The 21,269-nt window shown below is 35.7% G+C and carries 17 protein-coding genes; 9 read left to right on the top strand and 8 right to left on the bottom strand.

Annotated elements, in window-relative coordinates; translation table 11 throughout:
* From R2Q77_RS09145 to R2Q77_RS09130, 4 genes are all read left to right on the top strand, one after another.
* Nucleotides 1-2,094, top strand: a complete 2,094-nt coding sequence (locus R2Q77_RS09145; protein ID WP_316803418.1) for a ComEC/Rec2 family competence protein — start codon at nt 1-3, stop codon at nt 2,092-2,094.
* 43 nt (nt 2,095-2,137) lie between these two features.
* Nucleotides 2,138-2,914 carry an enoyl-CoA hydratase/isomerase family protein gene (locus tag R2Q77_RS09140; RefSeq protein WP_316803417.1) on the top strand — a complete coding sequence of 259 codons (777 nt, stop codon included), beginning with the start codon at nt 2,138-2,140 and terminating at the stop codon, nt 2,912-2,914.
* 26 nt (nt 2,915-2,940) lie between these two features.
* Nucleotides 2,941-3,591 (top strand): hypothetical protein, encoded by a 651-nt coding sequence (locus R2Q77_RS09135; RefSeq protein ID WP_316803416.1) that lies wholly within the window; start codon nt 2,941-2,943, stop codon nt 3,589-3,591.
* 93 nt (nt 3,592-3,684) lie between these two features.
* Entirely contained in the window at nt 3,685-5,853 is a 2,169-nt protein-coding gene (locus R2Q77_RS09130; protein WP_316803415.1) for a S9 family peptidase, read from the top strand.
* Nucleotides 5,854-5,910: 57 nt separating this feature from the next.
* Here the strand turns inward: R2Q77_RS09130 and R2Q77_RS09125 are convergent, their stop codons facing one another.
* Together R2Q77_RS09125 and R2Q77_RS09120 are read right to left on the bottom strand one after the other, a co-directional pair.
* Nucleotides 5,911-6,618 carry a DUF3307 domain-containing protein gene (locus tag R2Q77_RS09125; protein WP_316803414.1) on the bottom strand — a complete coding sequence of 236 codons (708 nt, stop codon included), beginning with the start codon at nt 6,616-6,618 and terminating at the stop codon, nt 5,911-5,913.
* Nucleotides 6,618-7,256 (bottom strand): SatD family protein, encoded by a 639-nt coding sequence (locus R2Q77_RS09120; protein WP_316803413.1) that lies wholly within the window; start codon nt 7,254-7,256, stop codon nt 6,618-6,620. Before R2Q77_RS09120 ends, R2Q77_RS09125 begins: the two co-directional genes overlap by 1 nt.
* A 126-nt stretch (nt 7,257-7,382) precedes the next feature.
* Between R2Q77_RS09120 and R2Q77_RS09115 the strand changes: the two genes are divergently transcribed.
* Both R2Q77_RS09115 and R2Q77_RS09110 read left to right on the top strand, forming a co-directional pair.
* Nucleotides 7,383-8,411, top strand: coding sequence for a ligase-associated DNA damage response exonuclease (locus R2Q77_RS09115; protein WP_316803412.1), 1,029 nt, complete (start codon nt 7,383-7,385; stop codon nt 8,409-8,411).
* A gap of 3 nt (nt 8,412-8,414) precedes the next feature.
* Nucleotides 8,415-10,010: an ATP-dependent DNA ligase gene (locus tag R2Q77_RS09110; protein ID WP_316803411.1), complete on the top strand. Its 1,596-nt coding sequence runs from the start codon at nt 8,415-8,417 to the stop codon at nt 10,008-10,010.
* On the opposite strand, the gene R2Q77_RS09105 is transcribed toward R2Q77_RS09110, so the two are convergent.
* Nucleotides 10,007-10,723 (bottom strand): outer membrane beta-barrel protein, encoded by a 717-nt coding sequence (locus R2Q77_RS09105; RefSeq protein WP_316803410.1) that lies wholly within the window; start codon nt 10,721-10,723, stop codon nt 10,007-10,009. The genes R2Q77_RS09110 and R2Q77_RS09105 overlap by 4 nt on opposite strands.
* Before the next feature lie 144 nt (nt 10,724-10,867).
* On the opposite strand from R2Q77_RS09105, the gene R2Q77_RS09100 reads away from it, so the two are divergent.
* Together R2Q77_RS09100 and pdeM are read left to right on the top strand one after the other, a co-directional pair.
* Nucleotides 10,868-13,345 carry a ligase-associated DNA damage response DEXH box helicase gene (locus R2Q77_RS09100; RefSeq protein ID WP_316803409.1) on the top strand — a complete coding sequence of 826 codons (2,478 nt, stop codon included), beginning with the start codon at nt 10,868-10,870 and terminating at the stop codon, nt 13,343-13,345.
* Nucleotides 13,346-13,351: 6 nt separating this feature from the next.
* Nucleotides 13,352-13,990, top strand: coding sequence for a ligase-associated DNA damage response endonuclease PdeM (gene pdeM / locus R2Q77_RS09095; protein ID WP_316803408.1), 639 nt, complete (start codon nt 13,352-13,354; stop codon nt 13,988-13,990).
* On the opposite strand, the gene trxA is transcribed toward pdeM, so the two are convergent.
* From trxA to R2Q77_RS09070, 5 genes are all read right to left on the bottom strand, one after another.
* Nucleotides 13,991-14,287: a thioredoxin gene (gene trxA, locus R2Q77_RS09090; protein ID WP_316803407.1), complete on the bottom strand. Its 297-nt coding sequence runs from the start codon at nt 14,285-14,287 to the stop codon at nt 13,991-13,993.
* A gap of 49 nt (nt 14,288-14,336) precedes the next feature.
* Nucleotides 14,337-14,981, bottom strand: coding sequence for a hypothetical protein (locus R2Q77_RS09085; protein ID WP_316803406.1), 645 nt, complete (start codon nt 14,979-14,981; stop codon nt 14,337-14,339).
* Between the two features lie 32 nt (nt 14,982-15,013).
* Nucleotides 15,014-16,357 (bottom strand): dihydrolipoamide acetyltransferase family protein, encoded by a 1,344-nt coding sequence (locus tag R2Q77_RS09080; protein WP_316803405.1) that lies wholly within the window; start codon nt 16,355-16,357, stop codon nt 15,014-15,016.
* 61 nt (nt 16,358-16,418) lie between these two features.
* A complete protein-coding gene (locus R2Q77_RS09075) occupies nt 16,419-17,660 on the bottom strand; it encodes a competence/damage-inducible protein A (RefSeq protein ID WP_316803404.1) in 1,242 nt (413 codons plus the stop codon).
* Between the two features lie 4 nt (nt 17,661-17,664).
* Nucleotides 17,665-20,319: a putative LPS assembly protein LptD gene (locus R2Q77_RS09070; RefSeq protein ID WP_316803403.1), complete on the bottom strand. Its 2,655-nt coding sequence runs from the start codon at nt 20,317-20,319 to the stop codon at nt 17,665-17,667.
* A gap of 74 nt (nt 20,320-20,393) precedes the next feature.
* On the opposite strand from R2Q77_RS09070, the gene R2Q77_RS09065 reads away from it, so the two are divergent.
* Nucleotides 20,394-21,257 carry an N-acetylmuramoyl-L-alanine amidase gene (locus tag R2Q77_RS09065; RefSeq protein ID WP_316803611.1) on the top strand — a complete coding sequence of 288 codons (864 nt, stop codon included), beginning with the start codon at nt 20,394-20,396 and terminating at the stop codon, nt 21,255-21,257.
* Nucleotides 21,258-21,269 lie beyond the last annotated feature (12 nt).

Below are 21,269 nucleotides of genomic sequence, written 5' to 3'. Positions count from 1 at the left end.
ATGTTTAAAGCAGAATATATTTTCGTCAGAATATTACTTCCCTTCTTATTCGGGATCGGTTTATTCTACTATCTACCCAACCAAAAATTATTATTGACCACTGTAATTTGCACCACTATTCTTTTTTTTACACTGCTTATCATTAATATAATATATAAAAAATTAGATGGCTATAAATTTAAAGGCCTATTAGGAATTTCATTTTTTATATTTTTCTTCCTTTTTGGAGGAATGCTTTGCCTGTTAAACAACAATAAACTGCAAAGAGAATATTTTACCAATGGCGATTACCCCGCTTTAAAAGTTCGGGTAAATAATGAACCGGATCAAAACAATGGTATTTTACGCTTTAAAGCCGTTGTCTTATCTGGTTATTACCACCAACAGCAAGTCAAACTTTCCGGTGAATTACTTGTGGCTTTAAAATTAGACAGCCTTAGTCCCCTTAAGTTAAAATATGGCGATGAAATAATTATTACATCAAAATATACAGCAATTGAACCTTCCTTTAATCCAGCAGAATTTGATTACAAAAGCTGGATGGCTAACCAGAATATTTTTCACCAAACTTTCCTTAACCAGAATCAATTAATTAAAATCTATAAAAATTCTGGCAATCCCATTATAAAATTCGCCTTAGGTTTAAGAGAAAAGCAAATTTTTAAGTATAGAAGATTGATTAAAAATGATGAAGCATTTGCGGTTGCATCTACATTAATATTAGGTTATAGGGCAGATTTAAGTAAAGAAACCTTAACGGCATATTCAAAAACCGGCACTATCCATGCTTTATCAGTTTCGGGGGCACATGTTGCTATTATTTATGTAGTGTTGGATTTCCTGTTAATGTTTTTAAACAGGAAAAGAACACTAAAACTAAAAATCGTCAAATTTATTTTAATATGTACATTAATATGGGCTTATGCATTAATCACCGGTTTATCTCCTTCAGTTGTTCGTTCAGCAATAATGATTACCATTTTTATAACCGCCAAAACCTATTCGAGAGATAAAAACAGTTATAATATTTTAGCATTTTCGGCATTTTGTCAGTTGGTTTATAATCCCTTTTTGTTGTGGGATGTGGGTTTTCAACTTTCTTACCTGGCTGTTTTTGGACTAATTTATTTACAACCCAAAATTTATGGGCTACTTTTTATCAAAAATAAATGGCTGGATAAATTATGGAATTTTACAGCCTTATCTTTAGCTGCTCAATTAATTACCTTTCCTTTAAGCATTTACTATTTCCATCAATTCCCTGTTTATTTCTTGCTTGGAAACTTATTTATTACGCTACCGCTTGTTGTAATGATGTATTTGGGTATTTTGATTTTAATACCTGGCCTAAGTTTTTTGGCTCCGCTATTTGAATGGATCATTAATTTTACCAACCAAACGCTTAAATGGATTTCGAATTTACCATTATCTACTTTTTCTTCTATATGGATTAACTTATCCGAATTTATATTACTGAGCCTGGTGCTTGGATTATTTATTTACGCAATTTTTTATTTTAATAAACGAAGTCTTTTTGCTGCCTTTATAATTTTCATTATATATCAGGTGCTGGTTATTTCTGATGATATAAAAGCATTAAACCAACGGGAAATTATTTTCTTTAGCTTAAATAAGAATTACGCAGTAGCATTTATAGATGGCAGACACGCTATATTATTAACAGATTTAAATATCGAAAATAAAAACTATAAGTTTTTTGTAGATCCTGCTCTACAGCAAAGGCAAATTAAAAGGTTAAATTTAATAAGCCTTAAATCAGATACAGTTTTTAAAGATTTCATTTTAAAAAACCAGCAAATTATTTTTCATCAATATAAAATGCTAATCATAGATGAAAAGCTAAATTATAAAATGATAAATAACCAAATGCACTTTTCGAGTATCTGGCTACATCAAAATACAAAATATAAGTTAGAAAAGTTAAAGCCATCGCTCCAGTTTAAAGATATTTTGGTTGATGCAAGCAATAAAGATTACAGAATTAATGCATTTAAACTTTTCGCTGAAAATAATAAGATTGATATTCATGTTTTAAAGAAAAATAAAGCATATTTGGTCGATTTAAAGCCTTAGACCAAAATTTTTTACATAAAAACCTAACCAATAGTACATTTACATGGATGACTTAGTTTTATATCAGGTTGCAGATCGCATCGCAACGATTACCATTAACAGACCGGAAAAGCGTAATGCATTAAACCCAGATTTAATTGCAGCATTAACTGAAAATTTTATTCAGGCGTCAGAAGATGATTTGGTTAAAGTAATTGTTTTAAAGGCTAATGGTGATGCTTTTAGTGCGGGCGCTGATTTAGAATACCTGCAACAATTACAGCATAATACATTTGAAGAAAATGTAGCGGATACCAATAACCTGAAAAAGCTTTTTACAACCATTTATTACCTGCCCAAGATTGTTATTGCCCAGGTAGAAGGACATGCAATTGCTGGTGGTTGTGGTTTGGCCACAGTTTGCGATATTGTTTTTGCTACCCCTGAAAGTAGTTTTGGCTATACGGAAGTAAAAATTGGTTTTGTACCCGCTATTGTATCGTGTTTTTTAATGCGGAAAGTAAATGAAACCATTGCAAAGGAGATATTATTAACCGGAAAGACATTTAAAGCTGAACAGGCACTGCATTATAAATTGATAAATTTTGTAACATCTTCAGCAGAAATTCATCTTAAAGTACAAGAATTTGCATTAAGTTTGTGTAAAGAAAGTTCGGGCAATTCGTTAATGATTACAAAACAATTAATTACCCAAACAACAAATCCCCTATTTGAAAAAAGCCTTGAAACAGCGGTACAGATTAATGCCCGTGTTAGAGAAAGTGATGATTTTAAAAAAGGCATTGCTGCTTTTTTAAATAAAGAAAAAATTAACTGGTAAACTTAATTAAAACTAAAAATAAGAATATGTTCAAATCAATCAAAACAAGCGTTTTAGCTGTAATTCTGGTAAGTACCGCAGTTATTGCGCATGCACAGAAGAAAATTACAGAAGGCAGTATTGTATATGGTATACAGTATAAAGTAGAGGCTCCGGGAGCACCTGAAGAGCAAAAAGTTAAATTTAATGGCGACATTTCTAAATTGGAAATTGAAGCTGGTCCGGCTACGGTTAATGTATTTTTAGATACTAAAAGCCAAACTGGCTTAGTTTTAGTTGATGTACCTGTTGCGCAAAAACAAATTGCAGCAAAAATGACTAAAGCTGATTTAGATGAAGCTAATGCTGCAAAACCAAAATTCTCTGACTTTAAAGCCACTGGCGAAAAAGTAGCTATTGCAGGATACAATGCTGAAAAATATACTTTTAAAGATGAAAAAGGTGCTGCATACGAATTATGGGCTACTACAGAATTAGAAACGCCTTTAAATATCATCACTTCTGAATTTAAAGATGTTAAAGGAACTGTTGTTAAATTTTCTGGTGAAAAAGCAACGATAACAATGAAATCTATTGCCGCTGATAAAGTTGGTGTTCTTTCTGTTACAACTATTCCTGCTGGATATGATGAAGTTACTTATGCCGAATTAAAAGCAATGCAAGGTGGTGGTGAATAATTAACCATTTCGAATATTTTAAGGCTTTTTAACTGCCGGCTTTTTATTTAAATTAGCCAAAAGTTAAAAAGCTTTTTTTATGACTAAAAATTTATGATAAAAAAATTCCTTCTCAAATTATCAGTTATCTGCATCTCAATATGCCCGTTAATTGAAGCCAAGGCACAGGGTATAAACTGGGCAAAGGATGGTAACGCTTATTACCAAATCGCGGGTGGCGAAATCGTTTCAGTAACGCTGCCAAAAAATGAGCGAAAAACAATAATATCCAGGGCTTTATTAACGCCTGCCGGAAAGGATAATTCTATTGCAGTAAGAAGTTTTCAACTTTCTGATGATGGAACTAAAGCCTTAATTTATACCAATAGTAAAAAAGTTTGGCGTTATGATACGCGCGGCGATTATTGGCTTGCCGATTTAACATCCAATAAAATTACTCAAATCGGAAAAGATAAGCCCGCTTCGTCTTTAATGTTTGCCAAACTATCGCCCGATGGCAGTAAAGTAGCTTATGTGAGCAAACATAACTTATATGTAGAAAACATTGACGGATCTGGTTCAAAAGCTTTAACAACAGATGGTACCGATAGAATGATTAACGGCACCTTTGATTGGGTTTATGAAGAAGAATTTGATTGTCGTGATGGTTTTAGATGGAGTCCTGATGGTAAAACAATTGCTTACTGGCAAATTGATGCAACTAAAATCAAAAACTTTTTAATGATCGACAATACCGATTCTATTTATTCATTCACCATTCCGGTTGAATATCCAAAAGTAGGCGAAAATCCTTCGGCCTGTAAAGTGGGTATTGTGGATATTGCTACAGCCAAAACGAACTGGGTTAATGTTCCTGGTGATAATGTACAGCATTATATCCCACGCATGGAATGGATTCCAAACAGCAATGAAATTATTTTACAGCAGTTAAACCGTGAGCAGAACCAAAGCAAATTATTTGTTTGTAACGCTCAAAGCGGAAATGTAAATGCTGTTTATACCGAAACGGATAAAGCATGGATAGATGCCAATGATAACTGGAAATGGTTAAACGATAACAAGGAATTTACTGTTTTAACCGAAAAAGACGGATGGAAACATCTTTACAGAATTAGCAGGGATGGCAAGAAAGAAACGTTGGTAACCAAAGGAAATTATGATGTAATTGATATTAAACTTATTGATGAAAAAAATAACCTGGTTTACTTTTTAGCTTCACCAACAAATGCAACACAGAAATATTTGTATAGAACCAAATTAGATGGTAAAGGTAAGCTGGAAATGGTTACGCCTTCTGTTTTACCGGGCACGCACAATTATGATATTTCTCCGAATGCAGCTTTTGCCCGCCATACCTATAACAGTTCTGTAATCAGGCCGGTAACCGAATGGATGAACTTTACCACTGGTAATCCTTTTACCATGGACGGGAGCATTACAACACAGTTGACCAAACAAGGTGCTTCAAAAAATAAAGTTGAATTTTTTAAAGTTACAACTGAAGATGGCGTTGAAATGGATGGATGGATGAAAAAACCGGATAATTTTAACCCGGATAAAAAATATCCGGTTGTATTTTATGTGTATGGAGAACCTGCTTCTCAAACGGCTGCAGATACTTACGGAGCTGGCTATAATTTCCTTTACAATGGTGATATGGCTAAAGATGGTTACATCTACATTTCTATGGATAACCGTGGTGCTCCGGTACCAAAAGGTGCTGTCTGGCGCAAAAGCATTTACAAAAACATTGGAACGCTTAACATCCGTGATCAGGCGATGGCAGCTAAAAAATTATTGGCAACCAATGCTTTTATGGATAAAGACCGTGTAGCAGTTTGGGGCTGGAGCGGTGGTGGTTCATCTACCCTTAACCTAATGTTTCAATATCCTGAAATTTATAAAACAGGTATTGCCATTGCAGCAGTTGGAAACCAGTTAACTTATGATAACATTTATCAGGAACGTTATATGGGTACTCCTTTTCCAAGTAAAGAAGCGTATGTAAAAGGTTCTCCAATTACTTATGCTAAAAACCTTAAAGGTAATTTATTGTACATTCATGGTACAGGCGATGATAATGTTCATTACCAAAATGCCGAAATGTTGATTAACGAGCTGATTAAAAACAGGAAAGTTTTTCAATTAATGAGTTATCCTAACCGCACACACAGCATTAACGAAGGCGAAGGAACAAGCGAGCATCTATCGTTAACTTACACCAAATTCTTGAAAGAGAATTGTCCTCCGGGAGCAAAATAACTACCTAAAAAAAATGCCTTCGATTATCGGAGGCATTTTTTTTATTAAATGGATTTTCTATTTATAATTTAAGGCAAGCATGGAAATGCCCAGGGCAATGCCAAAACTCAATAAGGTTCCAATCAGTACGTATTCGGTAAGTTTAATGTCGTGTGCATCTTTTAAATCTCCAAAACGAAAAATAGATTTTGCAGCCAATAAAAAGCCAACCGCTTCAAAATGATTGGTATAAATAAAGAGAAAAATCAATAAACGCTCTAAAACGCCGATATATTTACCTGCATCCTGCAATGACTGCTGATCTTCTACCCGATTGGCCGGAATCCACTTATTGATAATTACCCGCATAATGATTGATGTAGGCATGGTTAGAAACATTAAGCATGAAATAACCAGCCACACTTTTGGATCATTTAAAAAGCTAAAATTAAGTGCTCCGGAGTAAAAAATATGCCAGACGAAAAATATAGAGATAAAATGGAAAACCTGATCTGCAAAAAACAATAACCTTGCATTTTTCTTTTTTTGCAGAATGAGTTTTAAAGCATCAATAACAAAGTGTAATACGCCTATTGATAAAGCTAATTTCCATACATTAAAGCTCCAAAAAACAACAAATATTAAAACAATATGAATGGCTATATGGAGGTATAATTTACCAGATTTTAATTTCTTACTTTCTTTTTCCTTTACCCAGGAATTAGGCTGTAAGAAAAAGTCGCCTATTAAATGTGCAAGAATAATTTTGATTAGGAAGATATCCATTATTTAAATTCTGTTTGGTTCAATTTTTTACGATACAGCTTGTCCATTTCTAAAATCTCGGCATAATGAGCTCTTTTTAAAGCTTCACTAACCGATGATTGTGTTCTTCCGGATATAACAGCCAGCTCACTTTGTAAAATATTTTCATTTTCAAGCGCATGTTTAACCATTTCTGCAGCTACAATGCCCCAGCTATCCATTGCAATTAATGAAAGTTTTAGAAGTACATTAATTTCCTCATCAAAATCTGCTGAGGCCGTTTTAATCGCCAGGTTTACTTTTGCTTGTTTCAAGCCATCAAAGGCGAAACCCGAATAAATAAAAGCATCACCGGTGGCTTCGGTAAGTTTTTTATTCTTAGTTTTAATGTCGCCTAAACCAATTCCCATTCTTACATCTGCCGGTTTATTGGTTCTAATGCAGGCTTTAATATAAGCAGAAGCTTTAATTGCATCTTCTGGCTTAACTTCTACCTGAAAGCTATCTCCACGGTAAATCTCCCATTTGCTATTTTTCAAAGCAACTATTTTTAAGGCAGATTTTAAGCTCAATAGCCAACTGTCTTTTATCTTTCTTGAGCCTACAATATCACCTGTTATAATGCAAATCATAATACCAATATCTAATTTATTATTCAATTTTCCAAATTATCGGGTAATTAGCCGATATTTAGGATTATCGGGTAATTAGCCGATATTTAGGATTATCGGGTATTTAGCCGATATTAATTTAAAACTAAAGCTTCCGGATTTTGTTTATTCGATATGGCGTTAATCACATTTACGAAAAGAGGTATTTATTGCAAACAGGGCAACTTTTATGTTGACCCATGGTGGCCTGTAGATTATGCTGTTACCACACATGGACATAGTGACCATGTTCGCTTTGGAAATAAACACTACCTCTGCCATACCTTAACAGAACCAATTATAAAAAGAAGAATCAGTGAGGATTTAAGTGTAGAAACCTTGGCTTATGGTCAAAAAATTGTTAGAAATGGGGTAAGCATTTCTTTTTATCCAGCCGGCCATATTATTGGATCAGCACAAGTTAAATTAGAATATAAAGGTGAGGTATGTGTAATTTCTGGTGATTATAAAATAGAAGATGATGGTATAACTACGCCATTCGAACCCATAAAATGCCATTCTTTTGTATCTGAAAGTACTTTTGGATTACCTGTTTATAAATGGCAAAAACAGGAAATTGTTTTTAATGGAATAAAAAATTGGGTTCATGATAATATACAACAACAAAAAACAAGTGTATTAATTGCATATAGTTTAGGCAAGGCACAGCGGTTAATTAAAAATTTAAGCGGAAATGTTCCGATTTATGTACACAATAGCATTGCAAACTTAAACGAAGTAATTATTAACGCCGGTGTAAACCTACCCGAAACTATCAGAATAACCCCGGAAACAACAAAAGATGATTTACAGAAAGGAATTGTTATTGTTCCTCCTGCCATGAGAGATAGCCGTTGGATTAAAAACTTGAGCCACCCGGTTACAGGCATTTGCTCTGGGTGGATGCAGGTAAGAGCGCACCGCCGTTGGCAAAGTGCAGATGCTGGCTTTGCCTTAAGCGACCACGCAGACTGGCCTGGCTTAATAGAGGCCATAACGGCCACGGGTGCCGAAAAAGTATATGTTACACATGGTTTTACAGCTGCTTTTAGTCGTTTTTTAAATGATAATGGAATTGAAGCTTCAGAGGTTACCACGAAGTTTGGACAGGAAGATGACGAAGAAAACAAAGTAGATTTAGCAGATCAGTCCGAAAACAAATAATCCATGAAACGTTTCGCCCAACTTATTCAGCAACTGGAACTTAGCAATAAAACTAATGATAAAATTGCTGCGCTGGTTAATTACTTTAATTATGCAGATGATAAAGATAAAGTTTGGGTAATAGCATTGTTTACCGGGAAGAAACCTAAACGACCAATAAAATCATCTCTATTAAAATACTGGGCAATTGACATTACCCAAACCCCTGAATGGCTATTTACTGAAAGCTATTCTAATGTTGGAGATTTAAGTGAAACCATTGCGTTATTGCTCCCTCCGGCAGAATTTACTTCTGATTTTCAGCTTCACAAATGGATTGAGGATTTGCACAACCTTGAAGGCAAAGATGATGAAACTAAAAAAGAATTTATTTTGTCTGCATGGAACACGCTCGAAACCCAGGAACGTTTTATTTTCAACAAACTAATTTCAGGAAATTTTAGAATCGGTGTTTCCAATAAAATGCTGGTAAATGCCTTAGCTAAGCAAAGCAGCTTGGATAGTGCCCAAATTATGCATAGCATTATGGGAAAATGGGATCCTTATATCATTACTTTTAATGAGCTTATAAATGGCATTCATGTTAATACCGACAATTCCTGGCCTTACCCCTTTTGCCTTGCTTATGCGTTAGAGCAGGAACCAGAAAAACTTGGAGAAATAACAGATTGGCAGGCTGAATGGAAATGGGATGGAATTAGAGGACAAATTGTAAAGCGAAACGGAGAATTATTCATTTGGTCGAGAGGTGAAGAACTGGTGACAGAGCAATTCCCAGAATTACATTTTTTACAGGATGTTTTACCAGATGGTATTGTTTTGGATGGTGAAATACTTGCCGTACAAAACAAACACGTTCTGTCTTTTAGCACTTTACAGCAGCGTTTAAATAGAAAAATAATTAATAAAAAGCAGTTAGAAGATGCCCCGATTGGTTTCTTTGTTTATGATTTACTTGAATTTGAAGCTCAAGATTTTAGAGATAAGCCTTTGGCCTTAAGAAGGAAAACACTGGAGAAAATTATTGAAAAATTAGACGCAAACTCTCCTGTTTTGCTGTCAGAGGTTATCATTTGTAATAACTGGGAAGAGTTAGCCGCATTAAGACAAACTTCACGATCAATTAACAGTGAAGGTATTATGTTAAAAAAACTCAGTTCTAATTACCACAGCGGCCGTAAACGCGGAGATTGGTGGAAATGGAAAATTAATCCATACACGGTTGATGCCGTAATGATTTATGCGCAAAAAGGCAGCGGCAGAAGAGCTAACTTCTTTACCGATTATACTTTTGCCGTTCGTGATGGCGAAAATCTGGTTACCATTGCCAAAGCATATTCTGGTTTAACCGATAAAGAAATTAAAGAAGTAAATTCTTTTGTAACCAAAAATGCCATCGAAAAATTCGGCCCGGTAAGAACCGTAAAACCCGAACTGGTTTTTGAAATTGCTTTTGAAGGGATTGCCGAAAGTAAAAGACACAAAGCTGGTTTGGCCTTACGTTTTCCAAGAATATTAAGGTGGAGAAAAGATAAAAAAGCTGAAGAAATCAATACGCTTGAGGATTTACAACAGCTTTTAAAATCTACAATGCTTTAGAAATTTAAAGCCAAACCTACACCAACATCTATCGTATTTATGTTTTGTTTGGATGTTATTTTCGTTCCGGCAGCATATGAAGACGCCGTAATATCTTGAAATTTTGGATTAGAGCCACTATAATCGCCATGCAGTTTTAAACTTAGGTTATTGCCTAATCCATAATTTAAGCCCAGGCCCACCAGGTAAGCAAAAGCAGTAGCCGAAACTGATTTTTGCTCCCCCTCAAAAGTTCCAAAACCTGTAATCGAACCTTTTATTTTCAAAGATGGAGATGAAGTTCTTTGTACACCAATTGCTCCTCTTGCTTCCAAAACAAAGTCTTTATTCGTGCCAAGAGATATTCCCTGAAAAAGCCCGACCATAACGGCTCCCGTTTTCCAGGTACCAGCATCAAATGAGATACTTCCTCCTGAACCATCTGGAAGTGAATAGTTGTTTTTTAAACTTTGACTATCCACACCATAAATGCTACCTCTTAAAATGGCTATAGCCCCAAAATTGTTGGAGAATCTATATCCATAATTAAGGTTTAAAAACCCACCAGTTGTTGCCAGCCCCGAATTTTCATTAGATACACTTTTATTGGCAAAATCACCAACAGGAAAACTTGGACCTACAGAAATACCAATAAAAGATTTTTGATTAGTTGTTTGTGCCGAAAGATTTAAAAAGCCAAGCCAAACACATAGAAAAAAGATTATTCTTTTCATTTTTGAGAGATTAATTAATTTGAGGTGATGAGTTGCTAAAATACTAACTGATTAACATTAAAACAAAATCTCATAAAGTTTTTTGTTTCTTTATTATAACAAATCACCACACAAAATTATCCTTATAATGTTTATTAAAGGAATATGGATCAAACCAAGACCAAAGGTTACAAAAAAATAAAGCAATGGTTAAAATTAAACCAACGAAAGCCTTTTAAATTTCAGGAAGATGCCTGGCAATATTATCTTAATGGTTATAGTGGCTTGGTTAATGCTCCTACTGGTTTTGGTAAAACCTTCTCCTTATTTTTAGCAGTTGCCATTGAGGCTTTAAACGATTCGTCTGTAAACAATAAAAAAGCAAAAGATCGACTGCAGTTAATATGGATTACACCTCTCCGTTCACTGGCCAAAGATATTGCAAGAGCCATGCGAGAAACGTTATTAGAGCTTGAAATGGATTGGCATGTTGGCGTTAGAAATGGAGATACTTCGCAGGCTGAAAAATTACAACAAAAGAAATCGATGCCTGAGATTTTATTGATTACCCCGGAAAGTTTGCATTTGTTATTGGCACAGAAAGGCTCATCAACCTTGTTTAAAAACCTGAAATGTATAGTTGCCGATGAATGGCACGAACTTTTAGGCAGTAAACGCGGTGTATTGGTAGAACTTGCAGTATCAAGAATAAAAGGGCTTCAAAAGTTAGAAAAACATCAATATCTGAGGGTTTGGGGAATTTCAGCAACTATTGGAAATATTGATGAAGCCCTGGAGGTTTTAGAACCTGATCCTGCTGCAAAGCGAATCATTGTTAAAGCTGATCTTGAAAAGAAAATCCTCATTAAGTCAATCCTTCCTGACGATATAGAAACTTTACCCTGGGCAGGCCATTTGGGCCTAAAACTGGCCTATAAACTTTTGCCTATTATTGAGAAAAGTAAAACCACCCTAATTTTTATCAATACCCGCGGGCAATCGGAGATGTGGTATCAGCATTTGCTCAACCTTAAACCTGAATTGGCAGGAAGGATTGCCATTCATCACGGATCTATAGATTTTGAACTTAGAAACTGGATTGAAGATGCTTTACATACCGGACAGTTAAAAGCCGTAATTGCAACGTCATCCTTAGACCTGGGTGTAGATTTTAAACCTGTTGACACTGTGGTTCAGGTTGGATCGCCAAAAGGTGTTGCCCGTTTTTTACAACGTGCGGGGCGTTCAGGGCACTCACCTAACGAAACGTCTAAAATATATTTTCTGCCTACACATGCTTTGGAACTGGTAGAAGCTGCTGCCATTAAAGAGGCTGCAAAAAACAATAACATTGAGCGTAGAGAGCCCTTTATTATGGTTTTCGATACGCTGGTACAATATCTCGTTACCTTAGCTATTGGTGATGGTTTTGATGATAAAATCGTCTATGAAGAAATTAGAAATACACATGCGTTCAAATTAATTTTACCTGAGGAATGGAATTGGGTTATGCAGTTTATTACTTCCGGCGGAGATAGCCTGAGTGCCTACAATGAGTTTAAAAAAGTTACCAAAGATGAAGATGGGCTTTGGAAAGTTAAAAGCAGAATGTTAGCCATGCGCCACCGTCTGCACATCGGTACAATTGTAAGCGATGCCATGCTGAAAGTCAAGTTTCTTTCTGGAGGCTATATTGGTATGGTAGAAGAGTATTTTGTAACCCGGTTAAAAGCTGGCGATAATTTCAGATTAGCTGGTCGTGTGCTGGAGTTTATCCATGTTAAGGATATGACGGTAATTGTGCGCAACAGTAAACAAAAAAATGCTGTTTCGCCAAGCTGGAATGGTGGACGATTGCCTTTGTCATCCAATCTCGGGGCTGTTCTTCGCAAAAAGTATAATGAAGCCCTGGATAAAAACCATGAAGACGAAGAGCTGGATGTTGTTTATCCTTTATTCCTTTTACAGGAAGAACGTTCTCATGTACCAAGAAACGATGAATTGTTAATAGAGTTAATTAATAATAAAGAGGGATTTCACCTATTTGCTTATCCTTTTGAAGGAAGGTTGGTGCACGAGGTTTTAGCTGCACTTGTAGCCTATCGGTTAAGTAAATTATTACCAATCAGTTTTTCAATTGCCATGAATGATTATGGTTTTGAACTACTGAGTGAAACTGAAATTCCTATGGACGAGTCCATCGCTTACGAAGTGTTTTCGCCTAAAAATTTAACCGAAGACATTACATTAAGTATCAATTCTACTGAAATGGCGAGGCGAAAATTCAGGGATATTGCCTGCATTTCAGGATTGGTTTTTCAAGGCTATCCTGGAAAATACGTCGCAAATAAACATTTGCAGTCATCAGCCGGTTTATTTTTTAATGTATTTAGTGATTATGACAAACATAATTTACTTTTGCGCCAGGCTTACGATGAAGTATTTTACCAGCAACTGGAAGAACCCAGGCTTGCAGCTGCTTTGCAACGAATCCAGGAAGGCATAATTATTATAACCAATCCTAAAAGTTTTACACCGCTTTCCTTCCCTATAAAGGTAGACAGTTTAAGGGAAAACATGAGTTCGGAAGAATTGGAGCAGAGAATTGCAAGAATGAAAGCTGAAATTGAAAAGATTAAATAGAGAAGAATGACAATAACAAGCCAGGGAGAAGAACTGATTTTAGATAAAGAACGGGCTTTATATTTACCCAAACATCATCTTTTGGCCATTAGCGATTTACATTTAGGAAAGTCTGCACATTTTCGTCAGGCCGGTTTACAAGTACCATCTACCATCGCTAAAAGCGACTTACAGAGATTAAGTGCATTAATAGAGAAATATAACCCAAAAACATTATTGATTAACGGAGATATGTTTCATCATGGTTTAAATACCGATATAGATGATTTTTCGAACTGGAAAAAACAGTACCCTGAATTGAAATTCTTACTTGTTAAAGGTAATCACGACAGGTTATCGGCCAATAATTATGCAGATTTAGGCATTGAGATCCATGAGCCTAATTTTTGTTTAGGTCCATTTTGCTTTATACACGACAGCCCAAAGCATACACAGGAAGAACTTTATTCTATTAGTGGACATATCCATCCAGGTGTTTCCATTGTGGGAAAAGCCAAGCAACGTTTAAAATTTCCATGTTTTTACTTTGGTCAAAAACATGCAGTTTTACCTGCATTCAGCCTTTTCACAGGCCTTTACAACATTAGGCCAAAAATGAATGAGCGTATTTTTGCAGTAACGCCCGATCAGGTTATAGAAGTTTAATTATTGATGGCTATCCATAATTTGTTTCAATTGTGCGGCTTGTATTACACCACTTTGACGCCAAACAGGTTTGCCCTTTTTAAAAAGAATAAGGGTTGGCACGCTTTGAACATTGTAGGCACTTGCAGCTGACTGATTTTTATCAATATCAACTTTAATAATTGATGCCTGATCGCCAATCTGTGATTTCAATTGTTCTAAAATGGGTTTCATCATTTTGCATGGCCCACACCACTCTGCAAAAAAGTCGACCAAAACGGGTTTATCACCATTTATTAAATCAGAAAATTTGGACATAATTTTATTGTTTATAGCTAAACAAATGAATTTCCTTTTTGGTTTGCTGTTAGGCCGTAACCGGCAATTCAGCATTTAAGGCTTCAACCCAGTTCTCAAAAAGAGATTTTTCAATTTTAACTACTTCAGCAGCGTGGTGTTCCCAATCTGGAGAAAACTCCACCAGTTGATTCATCATTTCTTCCAGATGCCCCTCTTCTTCCAAAATAATTGATTTAACGTTCACTTTGCTTTTGGCTTGGTCAAGAACAGCCTGATAAATAGGATACAATTCATCCGCCCTAACTTCAATAGCATAGGTTACAAAAAGATAAGCTGCAAATTTTAAATCATAACCCGATAGGTTAAATTCTGTTTTCAGGTATCTGCAGACAGCAATATCTAAAGCGTGTAAGTAGAATTTTGTGTGATTTGGAGAAAGTAATTCTGAGTTTTTATAGGTTTTGCAAAGTGCATCATCAACCTTCGAAATCTGCTTTTTTAAGTAATACGCATGGCGATGTTCTTCTGCAGCATGTTTTAAAATAATCAGGTTTACATTTTCTTTATGTTCTGATGCAGAGATTTTTTTAGCACCTGCATTTTCCATGTAAGATAATGTATTTAACCATTTAGCATGCAGTACATTATCGCCAACTATTTTCTTCAAACTAAAATCAAGCATCTTCTTATAATTAGTAATTAAGAAGTCCATTAAATATAATGGACTTCAATTTTTTCTATTGTCTAAATCTCTCTGTTAAAATCCCAGCCTTCTAAATAATCCGCTACACGACGAACAAACATTCCACCTAATGAACCATCAACTACCCTGTGATCGTAAGATAGAGATAAGAACATCATATGTCTGATGGCAATTACATCGCCATGTTCTGTTTCTAAAACAGCAGGTTTCTTTTTAATGGCTCCAACCGCTAATATAGCCACTTGTGGTTGGTTTATAATTGGTGTGCCCATTACATTGCCAAAAGTACCCACATTTGTTAGCGTAAATGTTCCGCCCTGGGTTTCATCAGGTTTTAATTTAGAAATTCTTGCTCTTCCTGCTAAATCATTCACAGCTTTAGTTAAGCCTACTAAATTAAGCTGATCGGCATTTTTGATAACGGGCACAATTAAGTTTCCGCTTGGTAAAGCTGCAGCCATACCAATATTTATATCACGTTTTTTAATAATTTGTGTTCCATTAACCGAAACATTAATCATTGGAAAATCTTTTATTGCTTTTGCTACAGCCTCCACAAAAATTGGTGTGAAGGTTATTTTTTCATTTTCACGTTTTTCGAAACTGTTTTTTACTTTGTTGCGCCATAAAACCATGTTGGTTACATCGGCCTCAACAAATGAAGTTACGTGAGGCGAAGTTGTTTTACTCATTACCATATGATCGGCAATAAGTTTACGCATTCTGTCCATCTCTATAATTTCATCACCACCGCTTACACTTGTAGTAGACGTTTTACTTGCAGCCGGAGCAACCTGAGGTGCTGAATGTTGAACTTTAGTTTCCGGAACCGTTTCAGTTTCAGGTTTTGAAGTTGTAATTGCTGGTTTTTCGCCTGTTTTACTGCTAATGTAATTCAATAAATCGTCTTTATTTAAACGACCATCGGCTCCTGAACCTTTAATACGATCTAACTCTTCGATTGAAATATTTTCCTGAGCAGCAATATTTTTAACTAAAGGAGAATAAAAGCGTTCTGATGAATTAAAATCTACACTATTTTTTGAAGTTTCTAATTGATCTACACCAGGAATCGATGATTCAGGTTCAGCTTCCTTAATTTGAACAGGTGCAGCAGTTTCCTCAGTTTTCACTTCATTTCCGCCTTCAGTTTCAATAATAGCAATTACATCGCCTACTTGTGCCACCTCATCTTCCTTAAATAATTGTTTCACCAATTTGCCGGCTACAGGAGAAGGTACTTCCGAATCAACTTTATCAGTTGCTATTTCTAAAACAGTATCGTCTAAATCAATCGTATCTCCGGGTTGTTTCACCCATTTAATCACCGTTGCTTCTGCAACGCTTTCACCCATTTTTGGTAACAATAGTTCGTATTGAGCCATATTTATTACAGTATGTTTTTATTTGGTAATGCGACAAAAATACAGTTTTTTATTGTTTACATTACGATTCTTTAAGAAGATTTAATAACATTGTTAGCGCAGAGGCAGCTGATCGTTCTATATTTTGTATGCGTTTATTGCTGAAATTAAACACTTTAGCTACTGTTTTTTGTGCATTGGAAACCGCAATCCAAACCGTACCCACGGGCTTATCTTCTGTACCACCATCAGGGCCAGCAATGCCACTAACCGCAATAGAATAATCTGTTTTAAAATTCTTTAATGCGCCTTCAGCCATTTCAGTAACGGCTTCTTCGCTTACAGCGCCATATTTTGTTAGGGTATTTTCTTTTACACCCAAAATGGATTCCTTAAGTTCATAAGCATAAGCTACTGCCCCACCCAAATATACAGACGAGCAACCCGGATGCTGGGTAATTAAGTGGGCAATATAACCTCCGGTGCAACTTTCTGCTGTAGATAGCGTTTGTCCTCTATCCTTCATTAAATTCAATATCGCTTTCTCTAAAGGAATATCTTCATCAATAACAACAAAGTTTTTAACCTTTTCTATAATCAAACGGGCATAAACTTCCACTTCTGATTGAAGTTCTGCTTCATTTTCGCCTTTGGCAGATAACCGTAAACGTACCTGTCCTAATTTTGGTAAATAAGCCAGTTTTATATGTGCAGGCAAGCTATCCTCAATTTCTTCAATTTCTTTAGCTAAAAAGGATTCGCCTATGTTAGAGGTAAGGATGGTTTTGTGTACGATGGATGGGAGTTTAAACTGGCTTTTAATTCTTGGCAAAATTTCATCATCCATTAAATACATCATCTCGTAAGGCACACCCGGCATAGAAACAAAAATCTTTCCATGCTCTTCAAACCACATGCATGGGGCCGTTCCGTTTTTATTTAATATCACTTTGCAGCCATCCGGTACATCGGCCTGCTTAATATTTACATCAAGCATTGGCCGCTTATATTTTTCAAAAATGGATTTTATAATTTCTAATGATTCAGGATCATTTCTGAAACCCATATTAAAATATTTAGCAAGGGTTAGTTTCGTAATGTCATCTTTGGTTGGACCTAAACCGCCAGTAATTAAAATTAAATCAGCCCTTGTTTCTGCTTGTGCCAAAGCCTCAAGAATATGTTGTTCTTCATCAGAAACCGAGGTAATTTGCTTAACCGAAACGCCAATTGAATTTAATTGTTTTGCCATCCAGGCAGAATTTGTATCAACGATTTGTCCAATCAGAATTTCATCGCCTATAGTAATAATTTCAGCTAACATATTTTTATTGGTAGGTACTGTAGAAACCTTGTCTCTTGCTTAATTTTAAATCTTGTAAAATAGATGCTTTTACCTTAATGGTTACCGAATAACTTTTATAAGCACCATAGGGTACCCAGTTAACGCTCATATCCCAGCAATGCAAATCTCTGTAAATCGCAATATTCATTGGAGTTAAACCATTATTTTTAAAATCGTAACCCGAGTTAAAAGTAAATTTCCACTTTGGCGTTAAATTAAAGTCGCCGTTAAAGTTTAAGGTATTACTTGTAGAACTAACGCCTAAATCGTTAGAATATTGAAAGCTGTAAGAAAAAGAGAAATTCCATGGAATGTTAAAATCAACAAAAGCATTTGGATCACGGCTTATGGCAGCCAATTGCTCCGACTGAATATCTGACAGACCTTTTTTCTTTGCTGCATCTGCAAGTTTATCGTTGGCTTCATTTTTACTTTTTAAAGCTTCAGGGTTTAAGCTGTAATCAAAAGAGAAACCAAAATTTGTTAACCTGGGCAATTTAGCACCCCTTGACCAGGTAAAATCGTTACTTCTGGTAAAAGTTCTTACCCCAGAAACAGTGCTCTCATCCAATGCATAGGGGTCGAAAGTACCGTTGTAATTAATACCAAGTTTATCGGTAAACTGTGAACGCCCTGCCAAACTTAATGTAGATAATTTATGGATCGGCGCCAGGAAGTTATAGGAACCATTAATGGTTAAATTTTGAATAATCGGAATTTTTTTCTCTCCGGTACCTGTCGTGTCCTTGCTGGATTTCACCTTTAACTCTACAATATTTCCTAAACCAAAACCAATTGAAGCAGTTTTGCCGGAAAAAGACCCTGGAAAGGCACTGGTTTGGAAAATTGAGTATTTAATTTGCTGGTTATTGGCATCATAAATAAAATTACCATTTTGGTCAATGGCATTTCTATAGGGTCCGTTACCTTGTTTGGTGAAATCTGGTGAATAGTTAAAGGAAATACTGGGCGTCATTACATGCCTTAGTGCTTTTATATTACCCAGGTTATTAAAAACCTTTTTACCATAAATATTTGTAGTTAAACTGGTTGATAAGTTGTAACTGCCCGCTCGTTTAAAACCACTGATGGTATCCATTCTGCTGGTATAGGTTCCATCAGCAAAAGTTGTATAACTACTTTTGGTGGTTTGGAAATTCCAGACTTCGTTATAGGTACCACCCATAGAGAAATTCAAATATTTCAGTGCGGTAAAAGACATACTGATTGGGATTGTGTGCTGGAAACCCGACTGTAATCTTTTTAAACCATCGTTTTGAAACAATAAACTATCCTTAGTGGTAACAGAGTTGGTTCCCTGTAAGCCATAACCTACCGTAATTTTTTGATACCACTTTTGTTCCCCTACCCGGTTTTTCGAATCAAAAGGGCTAAAAGTAGGCACGTTAAAGGTACCTGTTGGAAACCTGACAGAAATGTCTTTTGTGCTTAATGTTTGATCACTTCCTAATGATAATGAATAGTTCATTCCATTAGGAAAAGCTTTTGCATAACTAATACTACTACTCATGGTATTGGTTGCAATTGCTCTTTGATCGTAAGTTGCATTGGCCCCTGTTGCCTTAAAATAGGTACTCGAACCTAAGTTTACACTTGCACTAAAAGTTGTTCCTGGCCTTGCATTGGCATTTTGACTGTGTGTCCAGGCCAGGTGAAATACCTTAGCGGGGTTGTTAAAAGCCTCAGTTCCTTCCAATCCGTTTTTAGAACTGCTATAATTAAAGTTAATATTACCGTTAAACTTATATCTTTTGGTGTAGTTGCTCAATAAACTGGTTTCGTAAGAACCATTGGTATAAATCGTACCTAAAAATTTGGCATCCCAATAATCATTCAATCCAATATAATAACCTATGTTTTGTAAAAAGAATCCTTTGGTGGCATCTTCTCCGGGTGTTGGCAAAATAAACCCGGAAGATCGTTTATTGGGCTTCGGAAAAAAAGCAAAAGGTAATGCCAGCGGTGTGGGTATATCTTCTATTTTCATGTAGACCGGCCCGGTTATAATTTGTTTTTCAGTAACCACCCCTTTTGAAATCATTAATCCAAAATGCGGATGAGGTAAATTACAGGTGCTGTACATTACATTTTTGATGTGTATTTCATCGTCGATTTGTTTTTTACTTTGCCCGCCAGAGAAAAATCCGCCTTCCTGCTCCGAAAAAACTCCGTAAATCTTTCCACGGGTTGTTTCTGTATTGTAAAAAATTGAATCGGCAATTGCCGACCCTTCTGCACCAGATTTCGAAATCGGACGTCCAACATAACGGCCTGTTTTAGGGTCTTTGGTTCCTTTGGCAAAAATGGTATGATTTTTTTGATCAACCCTTATATAATTGGCATCCAGTTCAAAATCACCATATTTTATTCTCGCATTGCCATATAAATAGATAATATTCTTATCCTTACTCATTCTTACAGAGTCATCGGCCTTGTACTCTACTTTTTGTTCGAGATCGCTGTTGCTTTTGGTTTTTACTTTGGCTGTATCTTTCTTAGCCGTGTCTTGTTTAATGATTTGTTGCAATGAAAAACCAGAAAATGCGTTAGCTTTACCAACACAGAGTGTTAATAAAATGACAGAAATTAGTAAAATAGAGTTGTTCAGAAGTTTCAAATTCGTATTTGAATGTTATTTTTGCAAAAGTGTTTAATCAAAAACGTCCAAAATTAGTGAAAAATATACCATTGATGTATCTTAAAACCATTTTAGCCTTTATTATTTGTACAATATCATTAAATTCAATTGATAATCAAGCATTTGCACAGCAATATAAAATTAAAACAATTGTTATTGATGCCGGTCACGGTGGTAAAGACGGCGCTACCCACGGGGTGTATTCAAAAGAGAAAGATGTGGCTCTAAAAACCGCTTTAAACCTTGGAAAAGCACTTCAAGACAGCATTAAGGATATTAAAATAATTTATACAAGAGAAACCGATGTATTTATTCCGCTCTACGAACGGATTAATATTGCCAATAATGCAAAAGCCGATCTTTTTATTTCTATCCACTTAAACGATATGCCGGTAAGGGTATCCAAAGTAGTGGATTATTACAAAAAAGTAAGAGGGAAAAAAGTACCGGTTTACCGTACAATTGCCTCTAAAAGTACTTCGACACATGGAACTGAGACTTTTGTTTCGGGTACTGGCAGATTGAGCGAGCAAGATGAAGTAATTAAAAGGGAGAATGCTTCCATGTTTTTAGAGGATAACTACCAGAAAAATTATGAAGGTTTTATTGCGAATACACCGGAGAGTGACATTATGATTTCATTAATGAAACAAACCAACCGCGATAGAAGCTTAAAATTTGCCTCCATGCTTCAACAAGAATATATTAATGCAGGGCGTGTAAATCGTGGTGTACAGGAAAAAAGCTTAGCCGTACTGGCTCGTGCGGCCATGCCAGCCGTATTAACTGAAATTGGTTTTGTGAGCAATCCTGAAGAGGAAGATTATATGAATTCGCCTGAAGGACAGAATGAAATTGTAAGCGGAATTATTAAAGCCATTAAAAACTACAAACGCTTAGCCGAAACATCATTTTAATAAACACTCAAA

The sequence above is a fragment of the Pedobacter nototheniae genome, from assembly GCF_032678625.1.
GTDB classification, from domain to species: Bacteria; Bacteroidota; Bacteroidia; order Sphingobacteriales; family Sphingobacteriaceae; genus Pedobacter; species Pedobacter nototheniae_A.
The sequence above is the reverse complement of the archived record's forward strand: the minus strand, read 5'-3'. Positions and strand labels throughout refer to the sequence as shown.

Coding starts and splice junctions, on each gene's coding strand:
- R2Q77_RS09145 (WP_316803418.1), top strand. CDS start 1: ATGTTTAAAGCAGAATATATTTTCGTCAGAATATTACTTCCCTTCTTA.
- R2Q77_RS09140 (WP_316803417.1), top strand. CDS start 2,138: ATGGATGACTTAGTTTTATATCAGGTTGCAGATCGCATCGCAACGATT.
- R2Q77_RS09135 (WP_316803416.1), top strand. CDS start 2,941: ATGTTCAAATCAATCAAAACAAGCGTTTTAGCTGTAATTCTGGTAAGT.
- R2Q77_RS09130 (WP_316803415.1), top strand. CDS start 3,685: ATGATAAAAAAATTCCTTCTCAAATTATCAGTTATCTGCATCTCAATA.
- R2Q77_RS09125 (WP_316803414.1), bottom strand. CDS start 6,618: ATGGATATCTTCCTAATCAAAATTATTCTTGCACATTTAATAGGCGAC.
- R2Q77_RS09115 (WP_316803412.1), top strand. CDS start 7,383: ATGGCGTTAATCACATTTACGAAAAGAGGTATTTATTGCAAACAGGGC.
- R2Q77_RS09110 (WP_316803411.1), top strand. CDS start 8,415: ATGAAACGTTTCGCCCAACTTATTCAGCAACTGGAACTTAGCAATAAA.
- R2Q77_RS09105 (WP_316803410.1), bottom strand. CDS start 10,723: ATGAAAAGAATAATCTTTTTTCTATGTGTTTGGCTTGGCTTTTTAAAT.
- R2Q77_RS09100 (WP_316803409.1), top strand. CDS start 10,868: ATGGATCAAACCAAGACCAAAGGTTACAAAAAAATAAAGCAATGGTTA.
- pdeM (WP_316803408.1), top strand. CDS start 13,352: ATGACAATAACAAGCCAGGGAGAAGAACTGATTTTAGATAAAGAACGG.
- trxA (WP_316803407.1), bottom strand. CDS start 14,287: ATGTCCAAATTTTCTGATTTAATAAATGGTGATAAACCCGTTTTGGTC.
- R2Q77_RS09085 (WP_316803406.1), bottom strand. CDS start 14,981: ATGGACTTCTTAATTACTAATTATAAGAAGATGCTTGATTTTAGTTTG.
- R2Q77_RS09080 (WP_316803405.1), bottom strand. CDS start 16,357: ATGGCTCAATACGAACTATTGTTACCAAAAATGGGTGAAAGCGTTGCA.
- R2Q77_RS09075 (WP_316803404.1), bottom strand. CDS start 17,660: ATGTTAGCTGAAATTATTACTATAGGCGATGAAATTCTGATTGGACAA.
- R2Q77_RS09065 (WP_316803611.1), top strand. CDS start 20,394: ATGTATCTTAAAACCATTTTAGCCTTTATTATTTGTACAATATCATTA.